Source organism: Caulobacter sp. UC70_42 (assembly GCF_044056025.1).
Classification (GTDB): Bacteria; Pseudomonadota; Alphaproteobacteria; order Caulobacterales; family Caulobacteraceae; genus Caulobacter.
Genome location: NZ_CP171994.1, coordinates 433306 through 452857, shown reverse-complemented (window position 1 = coordinate 452857; position 19552 = coordinate 433306). Strand labels below are relative to the sequence as shown.

13 protein-coding genes and 5 pseudogenes are annotated in these 19552 nt (G+C 67.9%); 7 read left to right on the top strand and 11 right to left on the bottom strand.

The window, feature by feature from the left end; translation table 11 throughout:
• Window positions 1-60: 60 nt before the first annotated feature.
• Window positions 61-2022, top strand: a complete 1962-nt coding sequence (gene rpoD / locus ACHMW8_RS02550; protein WP_125155520.1) for an RNA polymerase sigma factor RpoD — start codon at window positions 61-63, stop codon at window positions 2020-2022.
• Between the two features lie 77 nt (window positions 2023-2099).
• Here rpoD and ACHMW8_RS02545 read toward each other — a convergent pair whose 3' ends face one another.
• The 8 genes and pseudogenes from ACHMW8_RS02545 to ACHMW8_RS02510 form a co-directional block, all read right to left on the bottom strand.
• Window positions 2100-2603, bottom strand: coding sequence for a VOC family protein (locus ACHMW8_RS02545; protein WP_125155521.1), 504 nt, complete (start codon window positions 2601-2603; stop codon window positions 2100-2102).
• 252 nt (window positions 2604-2855) lie between these two features.
• Window positions 2856-3206: a response regulator gene (locus ACHMW8_RS02540; RefSeq protein WP_395444660.1), complete on the bottom strand. Its 351-nt coding sequence runs from the start codon at window positions 3204-3206 to the stop codon at window positions 2856-2858.
• A 180-nt stretch (window positions 3207-3386) separates the two neighbouring features.
• Window positions 3387-3512 (bottom strand): annotated as a pseudogene (locus tag ACHMW8_RS02535) (ATP-binding protein); the annotation flags it as partial.
• 346 nt (window positions 3513-3858) lie between these two features.
• Window positions 3859-4773 (bottom strand): annotated as a pseudogene (locus tag ACHMW8_RS02530) (histidine kinase dimerization/phospho-acceptor domain-containing protein); the annotation flags it as partial.
• 226 nt (window positions 4774-4999) lie between these two features.
• Window positions 5000-6064 (bottom strand): endo-1,4-beta-xylanase, encoded by a 1065-nt coding sequence (locus tag ACHMW8_RS02525; RefSeq protein WP_395444659.1) that lies wholly within the window; start codon window positions 6062-6064, stop codon window positions 5000-5002.
• Window positions 6065-6126: 62 nt separating this feature from the next.
• Window positions 6127-6546 carry a flagellar export protein FliJ gene (locus ACHMW8_RS02520; protein ID WP_125155524.1) on the bottom strand — a complete coding sequence of 140 codons (420 nt, stop codon included), beginning with the start codon at window positions 6544-6546 and terminating at the stop codon, window positions 6127-6129.
• The gene (gene fliI / locus ACHMW8_RS02515) at window positions 6546-7880 is read right to left on the bottom strand and encodes a flagellar protein export ATPase FliI (RefSeq protein WP_125155525.1); all 1335 of its coding nucleotides are present in this window, start codon (window positions 7878-7880) and stop codon (window positions 6546-6548) included. The genes ACHMW8_RS02520 and fliI overlap by 1 nt, the downstream gene beginning before the upstream one ends.
• A 145-nt stretch (window positions 7881-8025) precedes the next feature.
• Window positions 8026-9033 carry an alpha/beta hydrolase family protein gene (locus ACHMW8_RS02510; protein WP_395444658.1) on the bottom strand — a complete coding sequence of 336 codons (1008 nt, stop codon included), beginning with the start codon at window positions 9031-9033 and terminating at the stop codon, window positions 8026-8028.
• A gap of 149 nt (window positions 9034-9182) precedes the next feature.
• Between ACHMW8_RS02510 and ACHMW8_RS02505 the strand changes: the two genes are divergently transcribed.
• The 4 genes from ACHMW8_RS02505 to ACHMW8_RS02490 all read left to right on the top strand — a co-directional run bounded on the left by ACHMW8_RS02505 (window position 9183) and on the right by ACHMW8_RS02490 (window position 13825).
• A complete protein-coding gene (locus tag ACHMW8_RS02505) occupies window positions 9183-9959 on the top strand; it encodes a LytTR family DNA-binding domain-containing protein (protein ID WP_395444657.1) in 777 nt (258 codons plus the stop codon).
• A gap of 441 nt (window positions 9960-10400) precedes the next feature.
• On the top strand, window positions 10401-11096 hold the full coding sequence (gene ctrA, locus ACHMW8_RS02500; protein ID WP_395444656.1) for a response regulator transcription factor CtrA: 696 nt from the start codon (window positions 10401-10403) through the stop codon (window positions 11094-11096).
• 259 nt (window positions 11097-11355) lie between these two features.
• On the top strand, window positions 11356-12732 hold the full coding sequence (locus tag ACHMW8_RS02495; protein WP_395444655.1) for a peptidoglycan DD-metalloendopeptidase family protein: 1377 nt from the start codon (window positions 11356-11358) through the stop codon (window positions 12730-12732).
• A gap of 139 nt (window positions 12733-12871) precedes the next feature.
• A complete protein-coding gene (locus tag ACHMW8_RS02490) occupies window positions 12872-13825 on the top strand; it encodes a DMT family transporter (RefSeq protein WP_125155529.1) in 954 nt (317 codons plus the stop codon).
• 65 nt (window positions 13826-13890) lie between these two features.
• Here the strand turns inward: ACHMW8_RS02490 and ACHMW8_RS02485 are convergent.
• The 3 pseudogenes from ACHMW8_RS02485 to ACHMW8_RS02475 form a co-directional block, all read right to left on the bottom strand.
• Window positions 13891-15181 (bottom strand): annotated as a pseudogene (locus ACHMW8_RS02485) (M20/M25/M40 family metallo-hydrolase).
• Between the two features lie 48 nt (window positions 15182-15229).
• Window positions 15230-17282, bottom strand: a pseudogene (locus tag ACHMW8_RS02480) (phosphocholine-specific phospholipase C).
• 83 nt (window positions 17283-17365) lie between these two features.
• Window positions 17366-18467, bottom strand: a pseudogene (locus ACHMW8_RS02475) (Zn-dependent alcohol dehydrogenase).
• A gap of 134 nt (window positions 18468-18601) precedes the next feature.
• Between ACHMW8_RS02475 and ACHMW8_RS02470 the strand changes: the two are divergent.
• Both ACHMW8_RS02470 and ACHMW8_RS02465 read left to right on the top strand, forming a co-directional pair.
• Window positions 18602-18907 (top strand): metalloregulator ArsR/SmtB family transcription factor, encoded by a 306-nt coding sequence (locus ACHMW8_RS02470; protein ID WP_125155533.1) that lies wholly within the window; start codon window positions 18602-18604, stop codon window positions 18905-18907.
• Window positions 18891-19547 carry an SdpI family protein gene (locus ACHMW8_RS02465; RefSeq protein WP_395444654.1) on the top strand — a complete coding sequence of 219 codons (657 nt, stop codon included), beginning with the start codon at window positions 18891-18893 and terminating at the stop codon, window positions 19545-19547. The genes ACHMW8_RS02470 and ACHMW8_RS02465 overlap by 17 nt, the downstream gene beginning before the upstream one ends.
• Window positions 19548-19552 lie beyond the last annotated feature (5 nt).

The following is a 19552-nucleotide window of genomic DNA, read 5'->3' as shown; positions in this document are numbered from 1 at the left end:
CGATACGGATTTTTTCGGCGCCGCTCTTGCACGACGGCGGTGTCGATTTCGGAGAGCTTGATGAGCAACAATTCCTCGGCCGAGACGGAAGCGCCCGAAACCACCGGCGGTGACGGTCCTCTGCTCGACCTGACCGACGCCGGCGTAAAGAAGTTCATCAAGCAGGCCAAGGCTCGCGGCTACGTCACGATGGACGAGCTGAACAAGGTGCTGCCGTCCGAGGAAGTCAGCCCCGACGCCATCGAAGACACCCTCGCCATGCTGAGCGAGATGGGCGTCAACGTGGTCGAGGCCGAAGAAGACGCCGAGGGCTCGGAGGGCGGCGAAGTCGCCACCCGCGACGAGAACACCACGGTCATCACCAGCGACAAGCCGGCCGCCTACGACCGCACCGACGACCCCGTGCGCATGTACCTGCGCGAGATGGGTTCGGTCGAGCTGCTGTCGCGCGAGGGCGAAATCGCCATCGCCAAGCGCATCGAGGCCGGCCGCGACACCATGATCCGCGGCCTCTGCGAGTCGGCCCTGACCTTCGAAGCCATCATGGTGTGGCGCGAGGAACTGGGCACCGGCCGCATCCTGCTGCGCGAAGTCATCGACCTGGAAGGCACCTACGCCGCCATCAACGGCGTCGCCGCCCAGCCGGCCGCCGAGGACGAAGACGCCGAACCGGCCGAACCCGTCGACCAGGAAGCCGGCGCCGAACCCAAGCCCGAGGGCGAAGGCGACGACGACGACGATTTCGACGACGGCGCCGGCCCCACCGTCAGCGCCATGGAAGGCGAACTGCGCGAAGGCGTGATGGCCATCCTGGACGCTATCGCCAGCGAGTTCGAAAGCTTCCGCAAGCTGCAGGACAAGCTGGTTGGCAGCCGCCTGAAGGGCGAGGATCTGTCGGAGGCCGACCGCAAGGCCTATGAAGGTTTGTCGGCGACGATCATCCAGCACCTGAAGACGCTGAAGCTGAACAACAACCGCATCGAGGCGCTGGTCGAGCAGCTCTATGCGATCAACAAGCGTCTGATCGGTCTGGAAGGCCGCCTGCTGCGCCTGGCCGACAGCTACGGCATCAGCCGCGGCGAGTTCCTCAAGGCCTATTTCGGCTCGGAGCTGAACCCGACCTGGTCGGATCAGGTCAAGGGCATGGGCGTGCGCTGGACCAAGTTCGTCGAGAACGACAGCCAGTCGGTGACCGACATCCGCGGCGAGATCGCCGCCCTGGCCACCGAGACCGGCGTGCCGATCGACGACTATCGCCGCATCGTCCAGACGGTCCAGAAGGGCGAGCGCGAAGCCCGTCAGGCCAAGAAGGAAATGGTCGAGGCCAATCTTCGCCTCGTGATCTCGATCGCCAAGAAATACACCAACCGCGGCCTGCAGTTCCTGGACCTGATCCAGGAGGGCAATATCGGTCTGATGAAGGCCGTCGATAAGTTCGAATATCGCCGCGGCTACAAGTTCTCGACCTACGCCACCTGGTGGATCCGTCAGGCCATCACCCGCTCGATCGCCGACCAGGCCCGGACCATCCGCATCCCGGTGCACATGATCGAGACGATCAACAAGATCGTCCGCACCAGCCGCCAGATGCTGCACGAGATCGGCCGCGAGCCGACCCCGGAAGAGCTGGCCGAAAAGCTGGCCATGCCGCTGGAGAAGGTTCGCAAGGTCCTGAAGATCGCCAAGGAGCCGATCAGCCTCGAAACGCCGATCGGCGACGAGGAAGACAGCCACCTGGGCGACTTCATCGAGGACAAGAACGCCATCCTGCCGATCGACGCGGCCATCCAGTCCAACCTGCGGGAAACCACCACCCGCGTGCTGGCCTCGCTGACCCCGCGCGAAGAGCGCGTGCTGCGCATGCGCTTCGGCATCGGCATGAACACCGACCACACGCTGGAAGAAGTCGGTCAGCAGTTCTCGGTCACCCGCGAACGTATCCGCCAGATCGAGGCCAAGGCCCTTCGCAAGCTCAAGCACCCGAGCCGGTCGCGGAAGCTGCGGAGCTTCCTGGACTCGTAAGAGCCCAGGCTCGCCCCGAAATGAGAACGCCCCGGTCGCACGGCCGGGGCGTTTTTTGTCTGATGCTCCCTTCCGCGTCAGGCGTTTTCGAGGGTGCGGGCCTGCGGCTGGTGGGTGTCGAGCGCCATGTTCGGGTCGGCCTGTTCGGTCACTGCGTTGGCGAAGCCGAGATATTCGGCCGCGAAGTCCGGCGGCAGCAGCTCCACCAGCCAGGTGTTCTCGACCCACACCTCGACCACATGGAAGTGGCCGCCGCGATCGCAGATGAAGGCGTCCCAGCCCTTGGCCTTGGCGCGGGCCAGGACCTCGTCGCGGGGCAGGTCGATGCTCAGCGCGAAGTGGGTGGGCGAACGGCCGAAGGCCTCGGGCTGGCGCAGGAAGATCGCGCCCGGCTCGCCGTTCGGGACCATGACGCTGCCGGCGGGATAGACCTCGATAGCGGTGCCGCGGCCGTCGGCCTTGAACACCATGCAGCTGCCGGGGTTGGGCGGGAAATCGACGACGACGCCCCCCATGATGTCGGCGAAGAACTGGCCCACGCCTTGAGGATCGGCGGCGGCTACGGACAGATGATGGATCATTTCGTTTTCCCTTGATCAAGGCGCAGCCGATCCCCGTGGCGCGCGACGACCGCCGCGCGCGGGATTTAAGCTCACCTTTTGCTGTTCACTGATCGGCGTTACGCGCCGAGGCCGCGCGATTTACGGGCGGTGCGGGTAAGTCTCAACTTACAAGGCCGTCATGAAGCCGATTTAACCTTGAGCGTTGCTCTATCTCAAACACTTAGAGTGAGGCAGGCGGCCGAAGCCGCTCACACTTTCGGCTGCCGCGCTCTAGGCGATCTTCTGAGGCGCGGGCTCGGCGGATCGGCCTTCCAGCGCCCGGGCGACGGCCGCGAACAGCTCCTCACGGCGGATCGGCTTGGGCACGTGGTCGTCCATGCCGGCGGCGCGGCAGCGGGCGATCTGCTCGGGCAGGACATCGGCGCTGAGGGCGATGATCGGGACGGTTGCCGCCGGGCTCGACAGGGCGCGGATGGCGCGCGTGGCGGTCAGGCCGTCCATCCCCGGCATGTGCACGTCCATCAGGACGAGGTCGAAGCTCCCGGCCGTGACCGCCTCGAGCGCCTGGGCGCCGTCACTGGCGGTGGCGACCTCGCAGCCGATCAGGGTCAACAGAGCCACGCCCAGCTCGCGGTTCATCGGATGATCGTCGACCAGCAGCACGCGGGCGGCGCGCTCGGGGGCGGTTTCCGGCGTGGGACAGCAGCCGGCGGCCCGGGCGACGGGGTCGCAGGCCTTGGCGGTGAGGGTGATCCAGAAGCGGGCGCCGTGGTCCAGCTGGCTCTCGACGCCGATCTCGCCGTTCATGGCGCTGACCAGGGCCTTGCTGATCGCCAGGCCCAGGCCCGTGCCGCCATAGCTGCGGCTGATCGAGCTGTCCGCCTGGGAGAAGCGCTGGAAGAGCCTGGCCTGAACCTCGGGGGCGATGCCGATGCCGGTGTCGGTGATCTCGAAGCGCAGGGCGCCGGGGGGACGGGCCGGCGGTCAGGCGAGCGACCACGCCGCCGTCGCGCGTGAACTTCACGGCGTTGGCCAGCAAGTTCAGCAGCACCTGGCGAAGGCGGGTCTCGTCCAGGGCCAGGGGCGCGTCGACATCGCCTTCGAACTGGGTGTGCAGATAGAGGCCCTTGGCCGCCGCCTCGGGGGCGATGATGGCCATGGCGTCGCGCAGCAGGGCGGCGGGCGAGGTGGGCGTCAGGCTCAGGTCCAGGCGGCCGGCCTCGACCTTGGCGAAGTCCAGCAGGTCGCCGACGATCTCGGCCAGGGAGTGTCCGGCGCGGCTGACCAGGTCCAGGCGGCGGCGGTTCTCGCTCGACAGGCTGGGATCGTCGGCGACCAGCGTGGCGAAGCCCAGGATGCTGTTCAGCGGGGTGCGGATCTCGTGGCTGATGGTGGCCACGAACTCGGACTTGGCGCGGTTGGCCGCCTGGGCGCGGGCCTGGGCGGCGCGGGCGACGGCGCTGCGGCGGACCAGCAGGGCTTGCAGTCGCGCCTGGCGTCCGATCGCCAGCGCCGCGAGGATGGCCACGACGTAGAGCACGATGTGGAAGATCAGGACTTGGCGGAGCGGCGTCAGGGCGCTTGGCATCGCCACGCCCGTCCGATGCAGCACGGCGGGAATGGCGACCGCCACGGAGGCGGTCACGACGATCGCCACCGCGCGGGGGCCGCCCCGGAACGCCGCCAGCATGACCGGGGCGAACAGCAACGCGCGGTAGTCCATGTCCAGCGCGAAGATGACGGCCGAGAAGGCCAGCACCATCAGCGGGGTGAGGATCGCTTCCAGCCGTCCGACGCGGAAGCCCTGCCGGTGCCGTCGATCCAGCATGATCAGCGCCATGGGCAGCACCAGGGCCACGCCCATGACGTTGGATGTCGTCCACTCGCTCCAGCCGAGCAGGAAGTGGTGACCGGCGCTGACGGCCAGCAGGCTGCTGACGACGATCGAACTGGCGGCGGTCAGGAGGGAACTGGCGGCGATCAGCGCCAGCAGGCTCTTGGGATCGCGAACCCGGTTCGGCACGCCCATCCGCCGCAGCAGCACCGCCGTGCCGAAGGTCTGGATGTCGTCCAGGACCGTGACGGTCAGGACGAACCGCATCGGCTCGCCGACGGCAAGCTCGATAGCCATGTGGACCAGGCTGCTGACAAGCAGGAACACCACGCCCTGGCGTCGGTCCAGCACCATCAAGGCGACGATGACGATCGCGTTGCTGGTCCAGATCGTCGGGATGTTGTGAGTTCGCGCCGGCCAGGACCAGACTGTAGGCGAACTCGCCGCATAGGCGCAGAGCAGGACGGCGAACCTGTTCCAGTTCCGCGGCCGCCCGATCGTCCGGGACCCCGAAGTCGTCACGCAGTCCCCCTGACGCTTACCGAGGCGCGACTATGGGCAAAGAAAGGTCGGCGTTTGGTTAAGCGCGGCGCGAGAACGCGTCGGCCAGGACGCGGGCGGTGGGCTTGGCCTGGCCGGCGTCGTCGAACAGCAGCGGCTGGTCCGTGGGACGCTGGCCCGACGGACCGCGCAGCCAGGTGTCGCTGTCGCGCAGGCCCCAGACGGTGAAGGCGAAGCGCTGGCGCTCGGGCAGGGCCATGAAGGCCTCGGCGACCTCGGCGTATTTGGCGATCTGGCGCTTCACCCGATCGCCGGGCAGGGCGGGAACGAAGCGGTCGCCCAGCGAGATGTCCAGCTCCGACAGGTGGATCGGCAGGCCGAAGCTGGCTAGGTCCTTGAGCGCCGCGCCGACCGCCCCCTCGGGCAGGTCGTAGTCGATATGGGTCTGGGTTCCCAGGCCGTCCAGCGGCGCGCCGCGCTTCAGCAGGCGCTCGACCAGCCGCATGAAGGTGGCGCGTTTGTTGGGCTTCAGCTCGAGATGATAGTCGTTGATGAACAGCGCCGCCGCTGGATCGGCCTCGCGGGCGTGCTCCAGGGCGCGGATGATGTGGTCGTCCAGGCCCAGGTTGCGCGACCACAGGCTCTCGCGCAGGCGCTCGCCGTCGTCGGTGATCGGCTCGTTGACCACGTCCCAGCTGCGGGCCTGGCCCTTGTAGCGGCCGACGACCGCCAGGATGTAGTTGCGATAGGCGTTGGCGAAGGCGGCGCCCTTGCCGTCCAGCTTCTTGAAGGGCTCGGGCTCGCCGGCGTACCAGACGAGCGTGTGGCCGTGCAGGGCCATGCCGCGCGCCTTGGCGAACAGGGCGATGCTGTCGGGGCGGTCGAACTGGAACCCGCCGTCCTCGCGCAGGATGTATTCCATCTTCATCTCCCACTCGGCGGTGAGTTGGGAGAACTGCTCGGCCAGCAGGTCGGCGTAGTCCGGCTCCTGCAGCCAGCGTTCCTGCACGCAGCAGCCGATCGGGAAGCGCGCCAGGCTCTTGAGCGGCGGGATCGGCGCCGGAGCCGGCTGGCTCTTGGCCCCTTGGCCGCACGCCGAAAGGGCCAGCGCCGAGGCGATCGCGGAGCGGCGGGTGAGCCGCATCGGGGAATCTTGAGTGGAGCGCAATCTCATCGCAAAACCGTCTCCACTTCGCGGGTCGCGCTCTAGCGCCCGCCCATGGCGGCGCGTCGAATGCTGACTTCGTCCATCTGGGCGGCTTCGTAGGCGCCCAGCTTCTTGGCCGCCAGGATCTTGGCCTGCTCGGCGACGTGCTCGTACTTCTTGAGGTTCTCGAAGGCCTCGGAGAGGGCGTCGCGGGCGCCGATCTCTTCCTGCAGGCACTGCTCGATCTGGACCAGCATGTCGGCCTTGCGGCGCTTGTGGCCCTCGCGATAGCCGATCATGTACCAGCCGGCGCTGGCGTCACCCTCGGCGTGCTTGGCCTCGGCTTCGGCCTCGGCGTCCAGCATGGTGATGCGCAGTTCGGCCGCCATGCGGCGTTCGGTGATCTCGGCGAGGCGTTTTTGCAGCGTCTCGACCTCGTGGTTCGAGATGCGGATTAGCGAGGCGGCCCACTTGGTCATCAGTACTCACTCGCCAGGATCTGCCCCAGATGACCGAAAGAGTCGTCTAGAGACGTTGCTTCTTCCTTATCCTGGCTGAGGAAAGCCTCGATCGCAGGATTTAGGCGGATCGCGCGGTCGACCACGGGGTCGGCCCCGGCGCGATAGGCGCCGATGCGGATCAGTTCTTCCATGTTGGCGTAGGCGGACATCACCTGGCGCGCGCCCTTGACGATCTCGCGCTCGTGCGGGTGCTGGCAGCCCGGCATGGTCCGGCTGATCGACTTCAGGACGTTGATGGCCGGGAAGCGGCCGCGTTCGGCGATGGCCCGCTCCATGACGATGTGGCCGTCGAGGATACCGCGCGTGGCGTCGGCGATCGGCTCGTTATGGTCGTCGCCGTCCACCAGCACGGTGAAGAGCGCGGTGATCGGCGCGGCGGTGGTGCCGTCGGCGCGGATCGGCCCGGGCCCGGCGCGCTCGAGCAGCTTGGGCAGCTCGGTGAAGACGGTGGGCGTGTAGCCCTTGGTGGTCGGCGGCTCGCCGGCGGCCAGGCCGATCTCGCGCTGGGCCATGGCGAAGCGGGTCACCGAGTCCATCAGGCACAGGACTTCCTGGTCCTGGTCGCGCAGATATTCACTGATCGCCAGGGTCATGTAGGCGGCCTGGCGGCGGGTCAAGGCGGGCTCGTCCGAGGTGGCGACCACGACGACGGCGCGGCGCAGGCCGTCCTCGCCCAGGGTCTCCTCGACGAACTCGCGAACCTCGCGGCCCCGCTCGCCGATCAGGCCGACGACAACGGCGTCGCAGGTGGCCTCCTTGGCCAGCATCGACAGCAGCACCGACTTGCCGACGCCCGAACCGGCGAAGATGCCCAGGCGCTGGCCGCGGCAGGTGGTGGTGAAGACGTTCATCGAGCGCACGCCCAGGTCCAGGCGCTCGCCCACCCGGCCGCGGGCGTGGGCCGGCGGGGGCGGGGTTTTCAGCGGATAGGGGACTTCGCCCTGGGGCAAGGGGCCGAGGCCGTCGATCGGCTCGCCGAACGCGTTGATGATGCGGCCCAGCCACGCCTTGGTCGGCCGGACGACCGCGCCTTCCGGCATGAAACGGATCTCCGCGCCGGGGCCGACGCCTTCGACGGGACCGAAGGGCATCAGCAGGGCGCGGGTCTCGCGGAAGCCCACCACCTCGGCCGGCAACGGTTTCTGGCCGGGGCGCTCGATCTCGACGCGGGCCCCGACCGTCAGCCGGGTCAGGCCGCCGCGCACCTCGATCAGCAGACCGTTCACGGCCGCCACACGTCCATAGATGGTCAGCGGATCGATACGTTCGACGGCGGCGATGAGGCTACGCAAGACGGCTCCTAACCCCACCGAACCTGTCCGCCGGACAGGTTCGGCGTCTATTCCTTCGAGCGTGACGGCCGCCAAAACCGCGGACACTTTTGGCTGTCACGCTCGTGAGCGCAGAGTCCGCCATCGTGGTTAACCGGGTGTGAAGTCAGCCCTTCGGAAGCGGCTTGCCCGGTGCGACCAATTGGTCGGTGAAGAACCGGGTGACCGCCGCGTTGAACGTCCCGTGAAACGCGCGGCGGTCGAAGCCTGGCGCGCTCTCGCACAGCGCCTGGCTCGCGCCCGGCGGGGCGGTGTCGCAGGGCGTGAGGAAGTCGAAGTGCCGGGCGCCCTCGACGACGTGATAGTCGTGGGGGCGGCCAAGGTCGCGATGCACCGCCTCGGCATAGTCGTCGCCGGGCAGGATTTCGTCGTCGGCGGCCTTCCACAGCTGGATCGGCGCCTTGATCCCCTTCAGTCCGTTCTTGCCGAACGTGAAGCCCAGCGCCGGCGCCGCGGAGACCACGGCCTTGATGCGATCGTCGTGGACCCACTTGGCGGTCAGGCTCCCGGCGGGGATCGGATGACCGGCGGTCAGCTTGCAGTCGAAGTTCTTCGGATGGGCCAGGCAATGGCCGGGCATTCTGGAAAGGTGCGGCTCGCCGCCGGCCGCCGCCAGCACCGTGAAGCCTCCGGACGAAAAGCCGAACGCGCCGACCTTGTCCGGATCGATCTTCGCTTTCAGCGGCGAGCTTTCCAGCATCCAGCCGATCAGGGCCGACAGCGCCGCCGGGCGGTCGGCCATGGCCGTGGCGCGGCTCTGGTCCTTGTAGTTGTCGCCGGGGTGGGTGAGGGCGGCGACCACGAATCCGGCCTCGGCCAGCGCCTGGGCGGTGTCGGCGTGGCCGCCGAAGAAGCCGCCATTGCCGTGCGACATGACGATCAGCGGCAGGCGCTCGCCGACGATGGGCGCGCCGGCCGCGACGGTGTGGCCCCACGAGCCCAGCGGCATGAAGGCCGGCTTGGCGTCGGTCGGATACCAGACGCCGACCTCGACCGGCGCCAGGCCGTCGGGGCGGGGCTCGCGCAGCACCATGAAGCCAGCGTTGGCGGCGATGGCCTGGGACGAGGCGGCGGCCGTCAGCAGGACGGCGAACAGGAAAGTACGGAACGACATGACGGCCCTTCAGCGAATGACGATGCAGCCGCTGTGACCGCCGGACCGCCGCCTCGCCAGCGCGTTTGCGCGAATGGGCGAACGGGTTCGCGGGTGGGCGGATGGGCCGAGGCTGGCGACTCCGCTTAACGTCGCTCTATAGGAAGGGCATGGCCGCCCGTCGTTCCAACCCGCCGCTGCTGGGAACCGCCCGTGAATGGGCGGTCGACCTGGGCGTGGCTGTGGGCATCGGCGTGCTGCTGGGGCTGATGGGGCCGTTCGGGAGCTTCTTCAACGGTGGCCCCTTGGTCCGGATCGCCTACTGGGTGGGTAGCGTCGTCACCGGCATGGCCGTCATCGGCGGACTCGCGCGACTGGGCCTGGCGCTCGCTTGGCGCCGGCGGTGGCCGCTCTGGCTGGTCCTGGCGGCGGTGGTGCTGATCGGCGCCTTGCTGCAAGGCGCGCCGCTGCGCCTCGTCGCGGTGGCCCTGTGGCCCGAGATCGGCCGGCTGGTCACGCCGCTGGCCTGGTACGGCCAATGCGTGGCGATCACGGCGCCGATCGTCCTGGCCTACTATTTCATCCGCATTCGCCCGCTCGCGCGGGCCCAGGCGCGCGAGGCGCTGGTTCCGGTGGCGACGCCCGCCGCCGACCCGGGGGCGGTGCTCTATCTGAGGATGGAGGACCACTATGTCCGGATCCGCACCGAGCATGGCTCGCGGCTGGAGATCGGGCCTTTGGGACGCGTGACGGCGGGCCTCGTCGGCGTCGAGGGGCTTCAGACCCACCGCTCGTGGTGGGTGGCCCGGCGGGCGATCGCGGGCGTCGAGCGCGACGGCCGCAACCTGCGCCTTCGGCTTGTCGACGGGCAAACCGCTCCCGTCAGCCGCGCCTCGGTCGCCAAGCTGCGGGCCGCCGGCTGGCTGGCCGAGGAAAACCCGGCCTAGAGGCCGCGGCAAGGCGTCGCGGGCCTTCTCATGGCCAAGCTGGCGTGTCGGCGTCGTCCGTCGGCGGACGCCCGGAAAGCGCGTGCACGGCGTTCAAATTCTCGCGACGGAACGTCGCAATCTCGCCTCAAAGGCGAATGCCGGTCGGGCGGGGCTTAACCGCATAACGTCGTTCGGATCGTTGCGGATGCACGGATTTTAGGGATTTGGGCGCTGGAATTAGGGACTTGGAAAGGGCCCCCGCGACGCCTGCGACCAATGTGTCCGGGGACCCGTCGACCGCTTGCACCCGAATTCGCAAATCAGATTAACCATTCGGCCAACGGAAACATTCACCATTAACCAGTCTTAAATTAACTCGCCGGCAAAGTGGCCGAAGGGTTTTCCGGCGGGCTTCCGCCTAAGACGTTCGAATACGCCAGATTTGGCGTGGAGGGGCTCATGCGCGTACTGTTGATCGAGGATGACAGCGCGACTGCGCAGACCATCGAGCTGATGCTGAAGTCTGAAGGCTTCAACGTCTATACGACGGATCTGGGTGAAGAAGGCGTCGATCTGGGCAAGATCTACGACTACGATCTGATCCTGCTCGACCTCAACCTTCCCGACATGAGCGGCATCGATGTTCTGCGCACCCTGCGGGTCGCGAAGATCAACACGCCGATCATGATCCTGTCGGGTTCGTCGGAGATCGACACGAAGGTCAAGACCTTCTCGGGCGGCGCCGACGACTACATGACCAAGCCGTTCCACAAGGACGAGATGATCGCCCGCATCCACGCGGTGGTCCGTCGTTCGAAGGGGCACGCGCAATCGGTCATCAAGACCGGCGACATCATCGTGAACCTGGACGCCAAGACGGTCGAAGTGAACGGCAACCGCGTTCACCTGACCGGCAAGGAGTACCAGATGCTCGAGCTGCTCTCCCTGCGCAAGGGCACGACCCTGACCAAGGAAATGTTCCTGAACCACCTGTACGGCGGCATGGACGAGCCCGAGCTGAAGATCATCGACGTCTTCATCTGCAAGCTGCGCAAGAAGCTGGCCGCTTCGGCTCACGGCAAGCACCACATCGAGACGGTCTCGGGCCGCGGCTACGTGCTGCGCGACCCGAACGAGCAGGTCAACGCCGCCTGATACGGACGATTTTCAGTAAGCGTAACAGTACCGCGTACCCAAGGCGCCCACCGGAGACGGTGGGCGTTTTCATTTATCGATCATATGGTTACGCTCCGCGTCCTAACAGCCGTTAACCGTACCGTGACAAAACGACCGAAGCGCCGAATAGTCCTTGCGGCCGAGAGCACGCCTCGCGCATGGTCCGGCCCGACGATTGCTGGGGGGCAACCCGGCCGTGTCATTTTGACTTGCGCGGCATCGAACCGACGGGGGCACGATGCAGGAATTTGATCCGCGACGCAGCGCCACGCGCTGGGCGCCGAGGGTTTTCACCGCCGTGGCCGGCATGGCCGCCCTGGCGCTGGGCTGGAAGCTGACCGCCGACGACGCGCAGCCGGTCGCGGTCCGCGCGCCGCTCGATCCGGCCGCCCTCACCGCCCTTCAGCACGTGGCCTTCGCCAGCGCCGAGGCTCAGCCCGGCTTCGAGCGTCCCGAGAACATCGCCCTCAAGGTCCGTCCGGGCGAGACCCTGCAAGGCGCCGTGCAGCGCGCCGGCGTCGCCCCGGAAGACGCGCAGGCGGTCGTCGCCACGCTTCAGGGCGCCATCGACACCGTCAACATCAAGGCCGGCATGGCCTTCGAGGCCGCCGTCGCCCAGCGCCGCAGCCAGCGGGGGCCGGCCCGCCTGATCGGCCTGTCGATGCGCACCAGCCCCAACTCGACCCTGACCGTCTCGCGCACCTTCGACGGCGCCCTGCGCCTGCGCGAGCTGGAAGAGAAGGTGAAGGACGAGAAGAAGGTCGCCTGCGGGGAAATGAACGGCTCGTTCTACGAGAGCGTGGCCAATGTCGGCGGCACCCCGGCCGTGATCAGCGAGGCGGCCAAGCTGTTCTCGCACAAGATCGACTTCTCGCGCGACATCCACGAGGGCGACCGCTTCTGTCTGGTGTTTGACCGCAAGGTCACCGAGAGCGGCCGGACCATCGAAGCCGGCGATCTCGAATACGCGGAAGTGAAGGGGCAGAAATTCTACGCCTTCGATCGCAAGGACAGCGACGGCAAGAGCCAGTTCTTCGACGAGCTGGGCAAGAACATCAAAGGCTTCCTGCTGCGCACCCCGGTGGACGGCGCGCGGATCACCTCGGTGTTCGGCATGCGTAAGCACCCCGTGCTGGGCTACACCCGCGCCCACCAGGGCGTCGACTTCGGAGCCGGAACCGGCACGCCGATCCTGGCCGCCGGCGACGGCGTGGTGCTGGAGGCCAAACGCTGGGGCGGCTACGGCAACTGGCTGCGTATCCGCCACGCCGGCCAGTGGGACACCGGCTATGGCCACATCTCGCGCTACGCGCCGGGCATCCACGCCGGCTCGCGCGTTCGCCAAGGCCAGGTGGTCGCCTATGTCGGCTCGACCGGCTTGGCGTCGGGCCCGCACCTGCACTACGAGGTCTGGCTGAAAGGTCAGCGGGTCAACCCGATCGGCGCCAAGGTCCCGCAGGGCACCATCCTGGCCGGTTCGGAACTGGCGTCGTTCAAGTCTCAGAAGGCTCGCATCGACCGCATGCTGGCCGAAGGCGGTCAGCCCGTCAGCGGCGAGGATACGCCGAAGCTGGCGATGGCGGACCTGGAGAAGGCCAAGAACACGCTGCGCTAACCCGCCGCCGCCGGGCCAACGCTGTCGTGCTCGCCGTGAGGCGCCGCGTTTCAGACGGCGATTGAAGCGTGCTGGCCCAGGCTCTAGAAGCTCCGCCTCGGACGAGGTGTTTCGCCCGCAGCCCTGAGCGAGCCCGCGTTTGTCCCAGCCCCGCGCCGATCTTTATCGTGACCGTCGCTTCGTCGTCGGCGTCGCCGTGCTGTGCTGCCTGCTGTGGGGCAGCGCGTTTCCGGCGGTGAAGGCGGGCTACGCCCTGCTGCATGTGGCCAAGACCGACATGGCCACGCAGATGCTGTTCGCCGGCTGGCGCTTCCTGGGGGCGGGTCTGATCCTGCTGGTCCTGGCCGTGCTGGGCCGCCGGTCGATCGCCGTGCCGCGCGAGCGGATCGCCTCGGTCGTGGGACTGGGCTTCGTCCAGACCACGTTGCAGTACGTGTTCTTCTATATCGGCCTGGCCCACGCCAGCGGCGTGAAGTCGTCGATCATGAACGGCACGGGGGCGTTCTTCAGCGTGATCCTAGCCCACTTCCTCTATGCCAATGACCGCCTCACCGTCCGCAAGGCGGCCGGCTGCCTGCTGGGCTTCGCCGGCGTGCTGGTGGTGAACCTGGGCGGCCAGGGGCGCGCCAAGGGTCTGGACTTCGAGTTCACCCTGCTGGGCGAAGGCTTCGTGGTCATCGCCGCCTTCGTGCTGGCGGCCGCCTCGATCTGGGGCAAGACCCTCTCGCAGAAGCTCGACCCCATGGTGATGACCGGCTGGCAGCTGGCCATCGGCGGCGCGGGGCTATTGGCGATCGGCGAGATCGGGGGCGGCCACCTGGGCGGTTTCGACATCCGGTCGCTGGCGCTCTTGGCCTATATGGCCGGCCTGTCGGCGGCGGCCTTCGCGCTGTGGAGCCTGCTGATGAAGCACAACCCGGTCGGGATGCTGGCGGTGTTCAACTTCCTGATCCCGGTGTTCGGCGTGCTGCTGTCGGGGCTGTTCCTGCACGAGCCGGTGCTGGCCTGGAAGAACGCCGTCGCGCTGGCGCTGGTGTGCGGAGGGATCTGGCTGGTGACGCGCAGACCTGCAGCCAAAGCTGTCCAATCCTAAACTTGTCGTCCCGGCCGCAGCGAAGCGGAGAGCCGGGATGACAAGACTTGGTGCGGTGTAGAGTTTTAGTTCACGCCCGCCACGGCCAGCAGGGCGGCCAGGCCCACCTGCATGCCCTGTACGCTAGGCGCCTTCTCGACGTCGATCCACTCGTCCAGGGCGTGGGCGCGGCCGGCCTTGCCGCCCGAGCCGATGGTGACGGCGGGAATGCCCAGGCTCATCGGCACGTTGCTATCGGTCGAGCTGTCCTGATGCTCGGGCTTCATGCCGAGCGCCGAGATCGCGGCGGCCGTCAGCACCACGATGTCCGAGGTCTGGGGCGTGGTTCCCCGCCGGGCGCTCACCGATCACCTTGGCGTCGTAGCTGATCTTGCCGGCCTGGGTGGAGCGGGCGGCGTTCTCGCCCGCGACGGCCTTGTCGAGAATGCCGATGAAGGTCTGGTCCAGCTTGGCCAGTTCGGCGGCGCTTTCCGAACGCATGTCGAACTCCATGAACACGCTGTTCGGGATCGAATTGACCGAGGTGCCGCCGCCGGTGACGCTGGCCGAATAGGTGACCTTCGGTTCCTTGGGGACCTGCACGGCGTAGAGGTCGACCACGGCCTGGCTCATCGCCGTCATCGGGTTCACGAGGCCGAACGCGCCGTAGCTGTGGCCGCCCGGGCCCTTGAAGGTCACGCGATACCGCTTGGAGCCGACGCCGCGATCGACGATCCGCGACGGGTCAGAGCCGTCCATCGAGAAGAAGGCGCTGATCCGGCCCTTGTACGGACCCTTGTTGAACAGGAACCGCGTGCCGCGCAGGTCGCCCGGGCCTTCCTCGCCGACATTGCCGACGAACAGGATGTCGGCCTTGGTCGAGATCTTGGCCGCGTCCAGGGCGCGCATATAGGCCAGCAGGGTGGCCAGCGAGCGGGTGTCGTCGCCGATGCCGGGGGCCATCAGCCGGGTCCCCTCGCGCTTGACCTTCACGTCGGTGCCTTCGGGGAAGACGGTGTCGAGGTGGGCGGCCAGGACCACGAACGGGCCCTTGCCCTTGGTCACCGCGCCCGGGCGCACGCCCATGACATTGCCCTCGGCGTCCATCTCGACGCTCGTGAGGCCGTGGGCCTTCAGCATTTCGAGATAGGCCTTGGCGCGGGCCTCTTCCTTGAACGGCGGGGCCGGGATTTCGGTCAGGGTGACGATGTCGGCGACGGTGCGATCGAAGTCGGCGTCCAGCTTGGCGGCCGCGGCCTTGAAGGCGGGCGACGCGACCATCTTGGCGACGGCCTTGGTCGGGTCGGCCTTGGGCGCGGCGAGTGTCGGTGTGGCGACCAGGACGGCGGCGAGCACGAAAAGCGAAGGGCGGAGCATGGCGAATCCTCGAGGTTCGCCACACCCTAGCCAAGCTGCGCCGCCTGGCTAGGCCGTCAGCCGCGCCGCGCCGCCCATCAGCGGATCGCTGATCGAAGGCTTGCCGGTCTCGATCCGTCCCGCCAGCCGGCGCAGCCAAGTGGGATCTGCGGAGTCTCGGACGGTCAGATCGTACCAGCCTTGTTTGGTCGTGAAGGTTTTGGACTGCGTGGCGCCGGCCGCCAGGCTGACGCGCCAGGGCTCGGCGCCGCCCTCGACCAGGACGACGCGCGGCGCGCGGTCGGTGTTGCTCAGGGTCAGCCGCATCGCGCCGCCGCTGGCCCGCGCGGTGACCTCGACCCCCGCCGCGGCGCCCGTGAAGCGCTGGTGGAAGCCGTTCGGACCCAGCACCCACAGGTCGTGCGGCCCGGCCGGCCAGGCGTCCGCCAGCGAGGCCTTCGGACCGATCGTGTAGCGGCGCGGAACCGCGTCCAGTCGCAGGCGGTCATAGACGTGCAGCACCGCCGCCTGGGCGCCCGAATTGGTCAGGCTCAGGGTCATGGCCCCGTCCTTCACCCGACCGTCCACGGCAAGGGCGTAGGGCAGGGCGCGCGAGGGACGGGTCCCCTTGGCCTGGACCGGGGCGACGATCGTGGTCGGCGTCGGCGGCTTGATCTCCTTCAGCTTGGCCGCGCGGGCCGCGGTCTCGGCGGTCGGGGGCAGCGGCAGGAGCTTGTCGTTCGGGGTCTTGAAGTCGAAGCACGAGGTCAGGTCGCCACACACCGCCCGCCGCCAGGGCGCGATATTGGGCTCCATCACCCCGAAGCGCTTCTCGAGGAACTGGATCACCGAGGTGTGGTCGAAGACCTGGCTGTCGACCCAGCCGCCCCGGCTCCACGGCGAGATGGCGTAGAGCGGCACGCGCGGACCCAGGCCATAGGGCCGGTTCATCAAGTCGTCGCGCTCGGACTTGGCCTCGGTCGGGTTTCGGACCGTGTGGTGCATGCCGGTCAGGTCGATGGTCGAGCCGCCGATCAGCTTGCCGTCCGCGTCCTTGGACGGCGGCGACGGGGGCGGCATATGGTCGAAGAAGCCATCGTTCTCGTCGAAGTTCACGATCAGCACCGTCCGTGCCCAGACCTTGGGATCGGCGGTCAGGGCGTCGAGGACCCGGGCGGTGTAGTCCGCGCCCTGGGCCGGGCTGGACGGAGCGGGGTGCTCGCTGTCGGCGGCGGGCGCGATGATCCACGACACCTGCGGCAGGCGGCCGGCCACGACGTCCTCGCGCAGCTTGTCCAGATGCCAGGTAGTCAGGGCCAGGTCCTTCAGGCGCTTGTCCGAACCCGGAGCGTCCTTGTGGGCGTCGCGATAGGCCTTGAAGCCGGCCAGGGGGTTGTCGGTGAAATTGTCGGCCATGTCCTGGTAGATCCGCCAGGAGACGCCGGCCTTCAGCAGCCGCTCGGGATAGGTGGTCCAGGTGTAGGACTCGGCGGCCCCGCCCTTTTCGGCGAAGTCGTCGTGCGAGTTCGAGATCGACGGGCCGCCCTGCGCGCCCGAGGGATCGTTGGTCCCGGTCCACAGGAACAGGCGGTTGGTGTTGGTGCCGGTCTGGGTCGCGCAGTGATAGGCGTCGCAGAGGGTGAAGGTCTCGGCCAGGGCGAACTGGAACGGAATGTCCGCTCGTTCGAAATAGCCCATCGACCAGGCGTGCTTGGCGTCGGGCCAGCGGTCCATTCGGCCCTGGTCCCAGGCGTCCTGGGCGTCGGTCCAGCTGTGCGGCGTGCTCTCGACCCGCATGTGGGCGAAGGTCTTGGTGGTCTCCAGCGGGAAATGGCGCCAGCAGCTGGTCGCCGTAGCTCTGGACGAAGACCGAACCGCCCTTGCGTTTGGCGGTGTCGCGCACCGGAACCGGGAAGCGGTCGCCGAAGCCGCGCACCCCGGCCATGGTCCCGAAATAGTGGTCGAAGCCACGGTTCTCCTGCATCAGGATCACCACGTGCTCGACGTCCTTGATCGTGCCGGTGCGGACGTCGGCGTCGATCGCCGCCGCGCGGGCCAGGGCCGGCGGCAAGGCCATGGCGCCGATCGCGGCGAGCAGACCGCGGCGGTCGAACTGGGGCATGAGAGAGCGCTCCGGAGAAGGTTTCGCCGGAATTAGCACAGCTGATCGGTCAGTGATGTGACAACTGGACTAGACCAAAGCGATCAGTCGAACACGATCACGGATCGGGCCAGTTCCCCGCGCTTCAGCTCGTCGAACGCGCTGTTGACGTCCTCCAGCTTGATCCGGCGCGAAATCAGTTCGTCCAGCTTCAGCCGGCCCTGCATGTAGAAGTCCACCAGGCGCGGCATGTCGACCGGGAAGCGGTTGGAGCCCATGTAGCTGCCCTGGATCCGGCGCTCTCCCGAGAAAGTCGACGCCGTGCAGCTCGATCTTGGTTCCGACCGGGATCATGCCGATCACATTGGCCGTGCCGCCCCGGCGCAGCATCTTGAACGAGGCTTCCGCCGTGGCCTTCAGGCCGATGGCCTCGAAGCTGTGGTGGACGCCGCCGCCGGTCATCTCGACCACGGCCTTGGCGATGTCGTCGACGGCCGAGGCGTCGATCACGTCGGTGGCGCCGAAGGTCTTGGCCAGCTCGAGCTTGGAGGGCATGCGGTCGATCGCGATGATCCGGCCCGCGCCGGCGATCGCCGCGCCGTTGATGGTGGCCAGGCCCACGCCGCCGCAGCCGATCACCGCCACCGTCTCGCCCGGCCGGACATTGGAGGTGTGCATCACCGCCCCGACCCCGGTCATCACCGAGCAGCCGATCAGGGCGGCGCGGTCGAACGGCATGTCCTTGCGGATGGCGACGCAGGCGTGCTCGTGCACCAGCATGTATTCGGCGAAGGACGACAGGTTCAGGAACTGGGCCATCGGGCCGGTCCCGCCGCCCAGGTCTTCCTTGAACAGGCGCGGCTCGCCGCCCTTCGGACGCTTGGTCTCCGGGCTGATGCACAGGTTCATGTGGCCGGTCAGGCAGACCTCGCAGTGGCCGCAATAGGGGTTGAGGCAGGTGATGACGTGGTCGCCGACCTTCACGGTCCGCACCTCGTCGCCGACCGCCTCGACGATCCCGGCGCTCTCATGGCCCAGCACGGCGGGCAGGGGATGGGTGTAGGAGCCCTCGACGAAGTGCAGGTCGGAGTGGCAGACGCCGGCGGCCTTGGTGCGGATCAGCACCTCGCGCGGGCCCGGCTTGCCGATGGCCACGGTCTCGATCTCGAGGGGCTTGCCCACCTCGCGCAGAACAGCGGCCTTCATGCGTGTCTCCCTTTTGCTGGCGGCGAGACTAGCGTTCGGGCGCGGGGGGACGAAAGGGGGGATTCGAACAAATGTTTGGAGATTCTGGGCGCTGCGCCTTGAGATTAGGAACATTCCTAATTAGTTAGTCGCCTATGAATGGTGTCTTCAAAGCCCTCGGCCATCCGGCGCGCCGGCGGATGATCGCCATGCTGCGCGAGCGTCCGATGCTGTCGGGTGAGATCGCCGCCGCGTTCGACATGAGCTGGCCGACCGTGACGGGGCATCTGAACGCCCTGAAGGAAGCGGGCCTCGTCGACGCCGAGCGCGATGGAACCTCCATCCGCTACCGCCTGCGGATCTCGGCGCTCGAGGAAGCGGTCGCCGTGCTCATGGATCTGGTGGACTCGACCCGCAAGGCCGAGACTTTTGGAGAACTTGGTGATGAACGGTCGCATTAGCCGCGCCGAAGCGGCGTCGTGGATCCTGACCCTGGGCCAGTTCGGTGTGGCGGGCGCCATCGCCGTCTTTGGGCCCACCCATCCGCTGCCGATGCATTTCGGTCTCGACGGCCAGGTCGACCGCTGGGGCGGCCGGACCGAGATGGCGGCCGTGGCTTTCGTCCTGGCCGTAATTTCGGCGCTGGCCATGGTCTTCGGGCGGCTGCCGGAGAGCGACGCTCACCTTCGGCGGGGCCGGCGCTATAGCCGGCAGGCCGTCGTCGCGGTGCTGTCCCTGATCGCGTTGCTGGAGGCCTGCCTGACCTGGGGCTGGCCAAACGAGCCGGGGCCGCGTTTCGGCATGATGGCGATCAGCGCCATCGTCGCCTTCGTTGGCGCCCTGCTGGGCAAGACCAGTCCCAACGCCATGATCGGCGTGCGCACGCCGTGGACATACGGCAGCCGTCTGGCCTGGGAGAAGGCTAATCGGCTGGCGGGCCGGCTATTCTTCTGGGGCGGCCTGACGGGCGGTCTGGCCGCGCCGTTCGCACCGCAGCCGGAAGGCTTGAAAGCCGTGACCTTCGGCGCTCTGGCGGTGGCGGCGATCTCGGTTTTCGAGAGCTGGCGCGTGTGGCGGTCCGATCCGGACCGCGTCGTCTAGACCGC

Coding starts and splice junctions, on each gene's coding strand:
- rpoD (WP_125155520.1), top strand. CDS start 61: ATGAGCAACAATTCCTCGGCCGAGACGGAAGCGCCCGAAACCACCGGC.
- ACHMW8_RS02470 (WP_125155533.1), top strand. CDS start 18,602: ATGAATGGTGTCTTCAAAGCCCTCGGCCATCCGGCGCGCCGGCGGATG.
- ACHMW8_RS02505 (WP_395444657.1), top strand. CDS start 9,183: ATGGCCGCCCGTCGTTCCAACCCGCCGCTGCTGGGAACCGCCCGTGAA.
- ctrA (WP_395444656.1), top strand. CDS start 10,401: ATGCGCGTACTGTTGATCGAGGATGACAGCGCGACTGCGCAGACCATC.
- ACHMW8_RS02495 (WP_395444655.1), top strand. CDS start 11,356: ATGCAGGAATTTGATCCGCGACGCAGCGCCACGCGCTGGGCGCCGAGG.
- ACHMW8_RS02525 (WP_395444659.1), bottom strand. CDS start 6,064: ATGCGGCTCACCCGCCGCTCCGCGATCGCCTCGGCGCTGGCCCTTTCG.
- ACHMW8_RS02545 (WP_125155521.1), bottom strand. CDS start 2,603: ATGATCCATCATCTGTCCGTAGCCGCCGCCGATCCTCAAGGCGTGGGC.
- ACHMW8_RS02465 (WP_395444654.1), top strand. CDS start 18,891: ATGAACGGTCGCATTAGCCGCGCCGAAGCGGCGTCGTGGATCCTGACC.
- ACHMW8_RS02510 (WP_395444658.1), bottom strand. CDS start 9,033: ATGTCGTTCCGTACTTTCCTGTTCGCCGTCCTGCTGACGGCCGCCGCC.
- ACHMW8_RS02520 (WP_125155524.1), bottom strand. CDS start 6,546: ATGACCAAGTGGGCCGCCTCGCTAATCCGCATCTCGAACCACGAGGTC.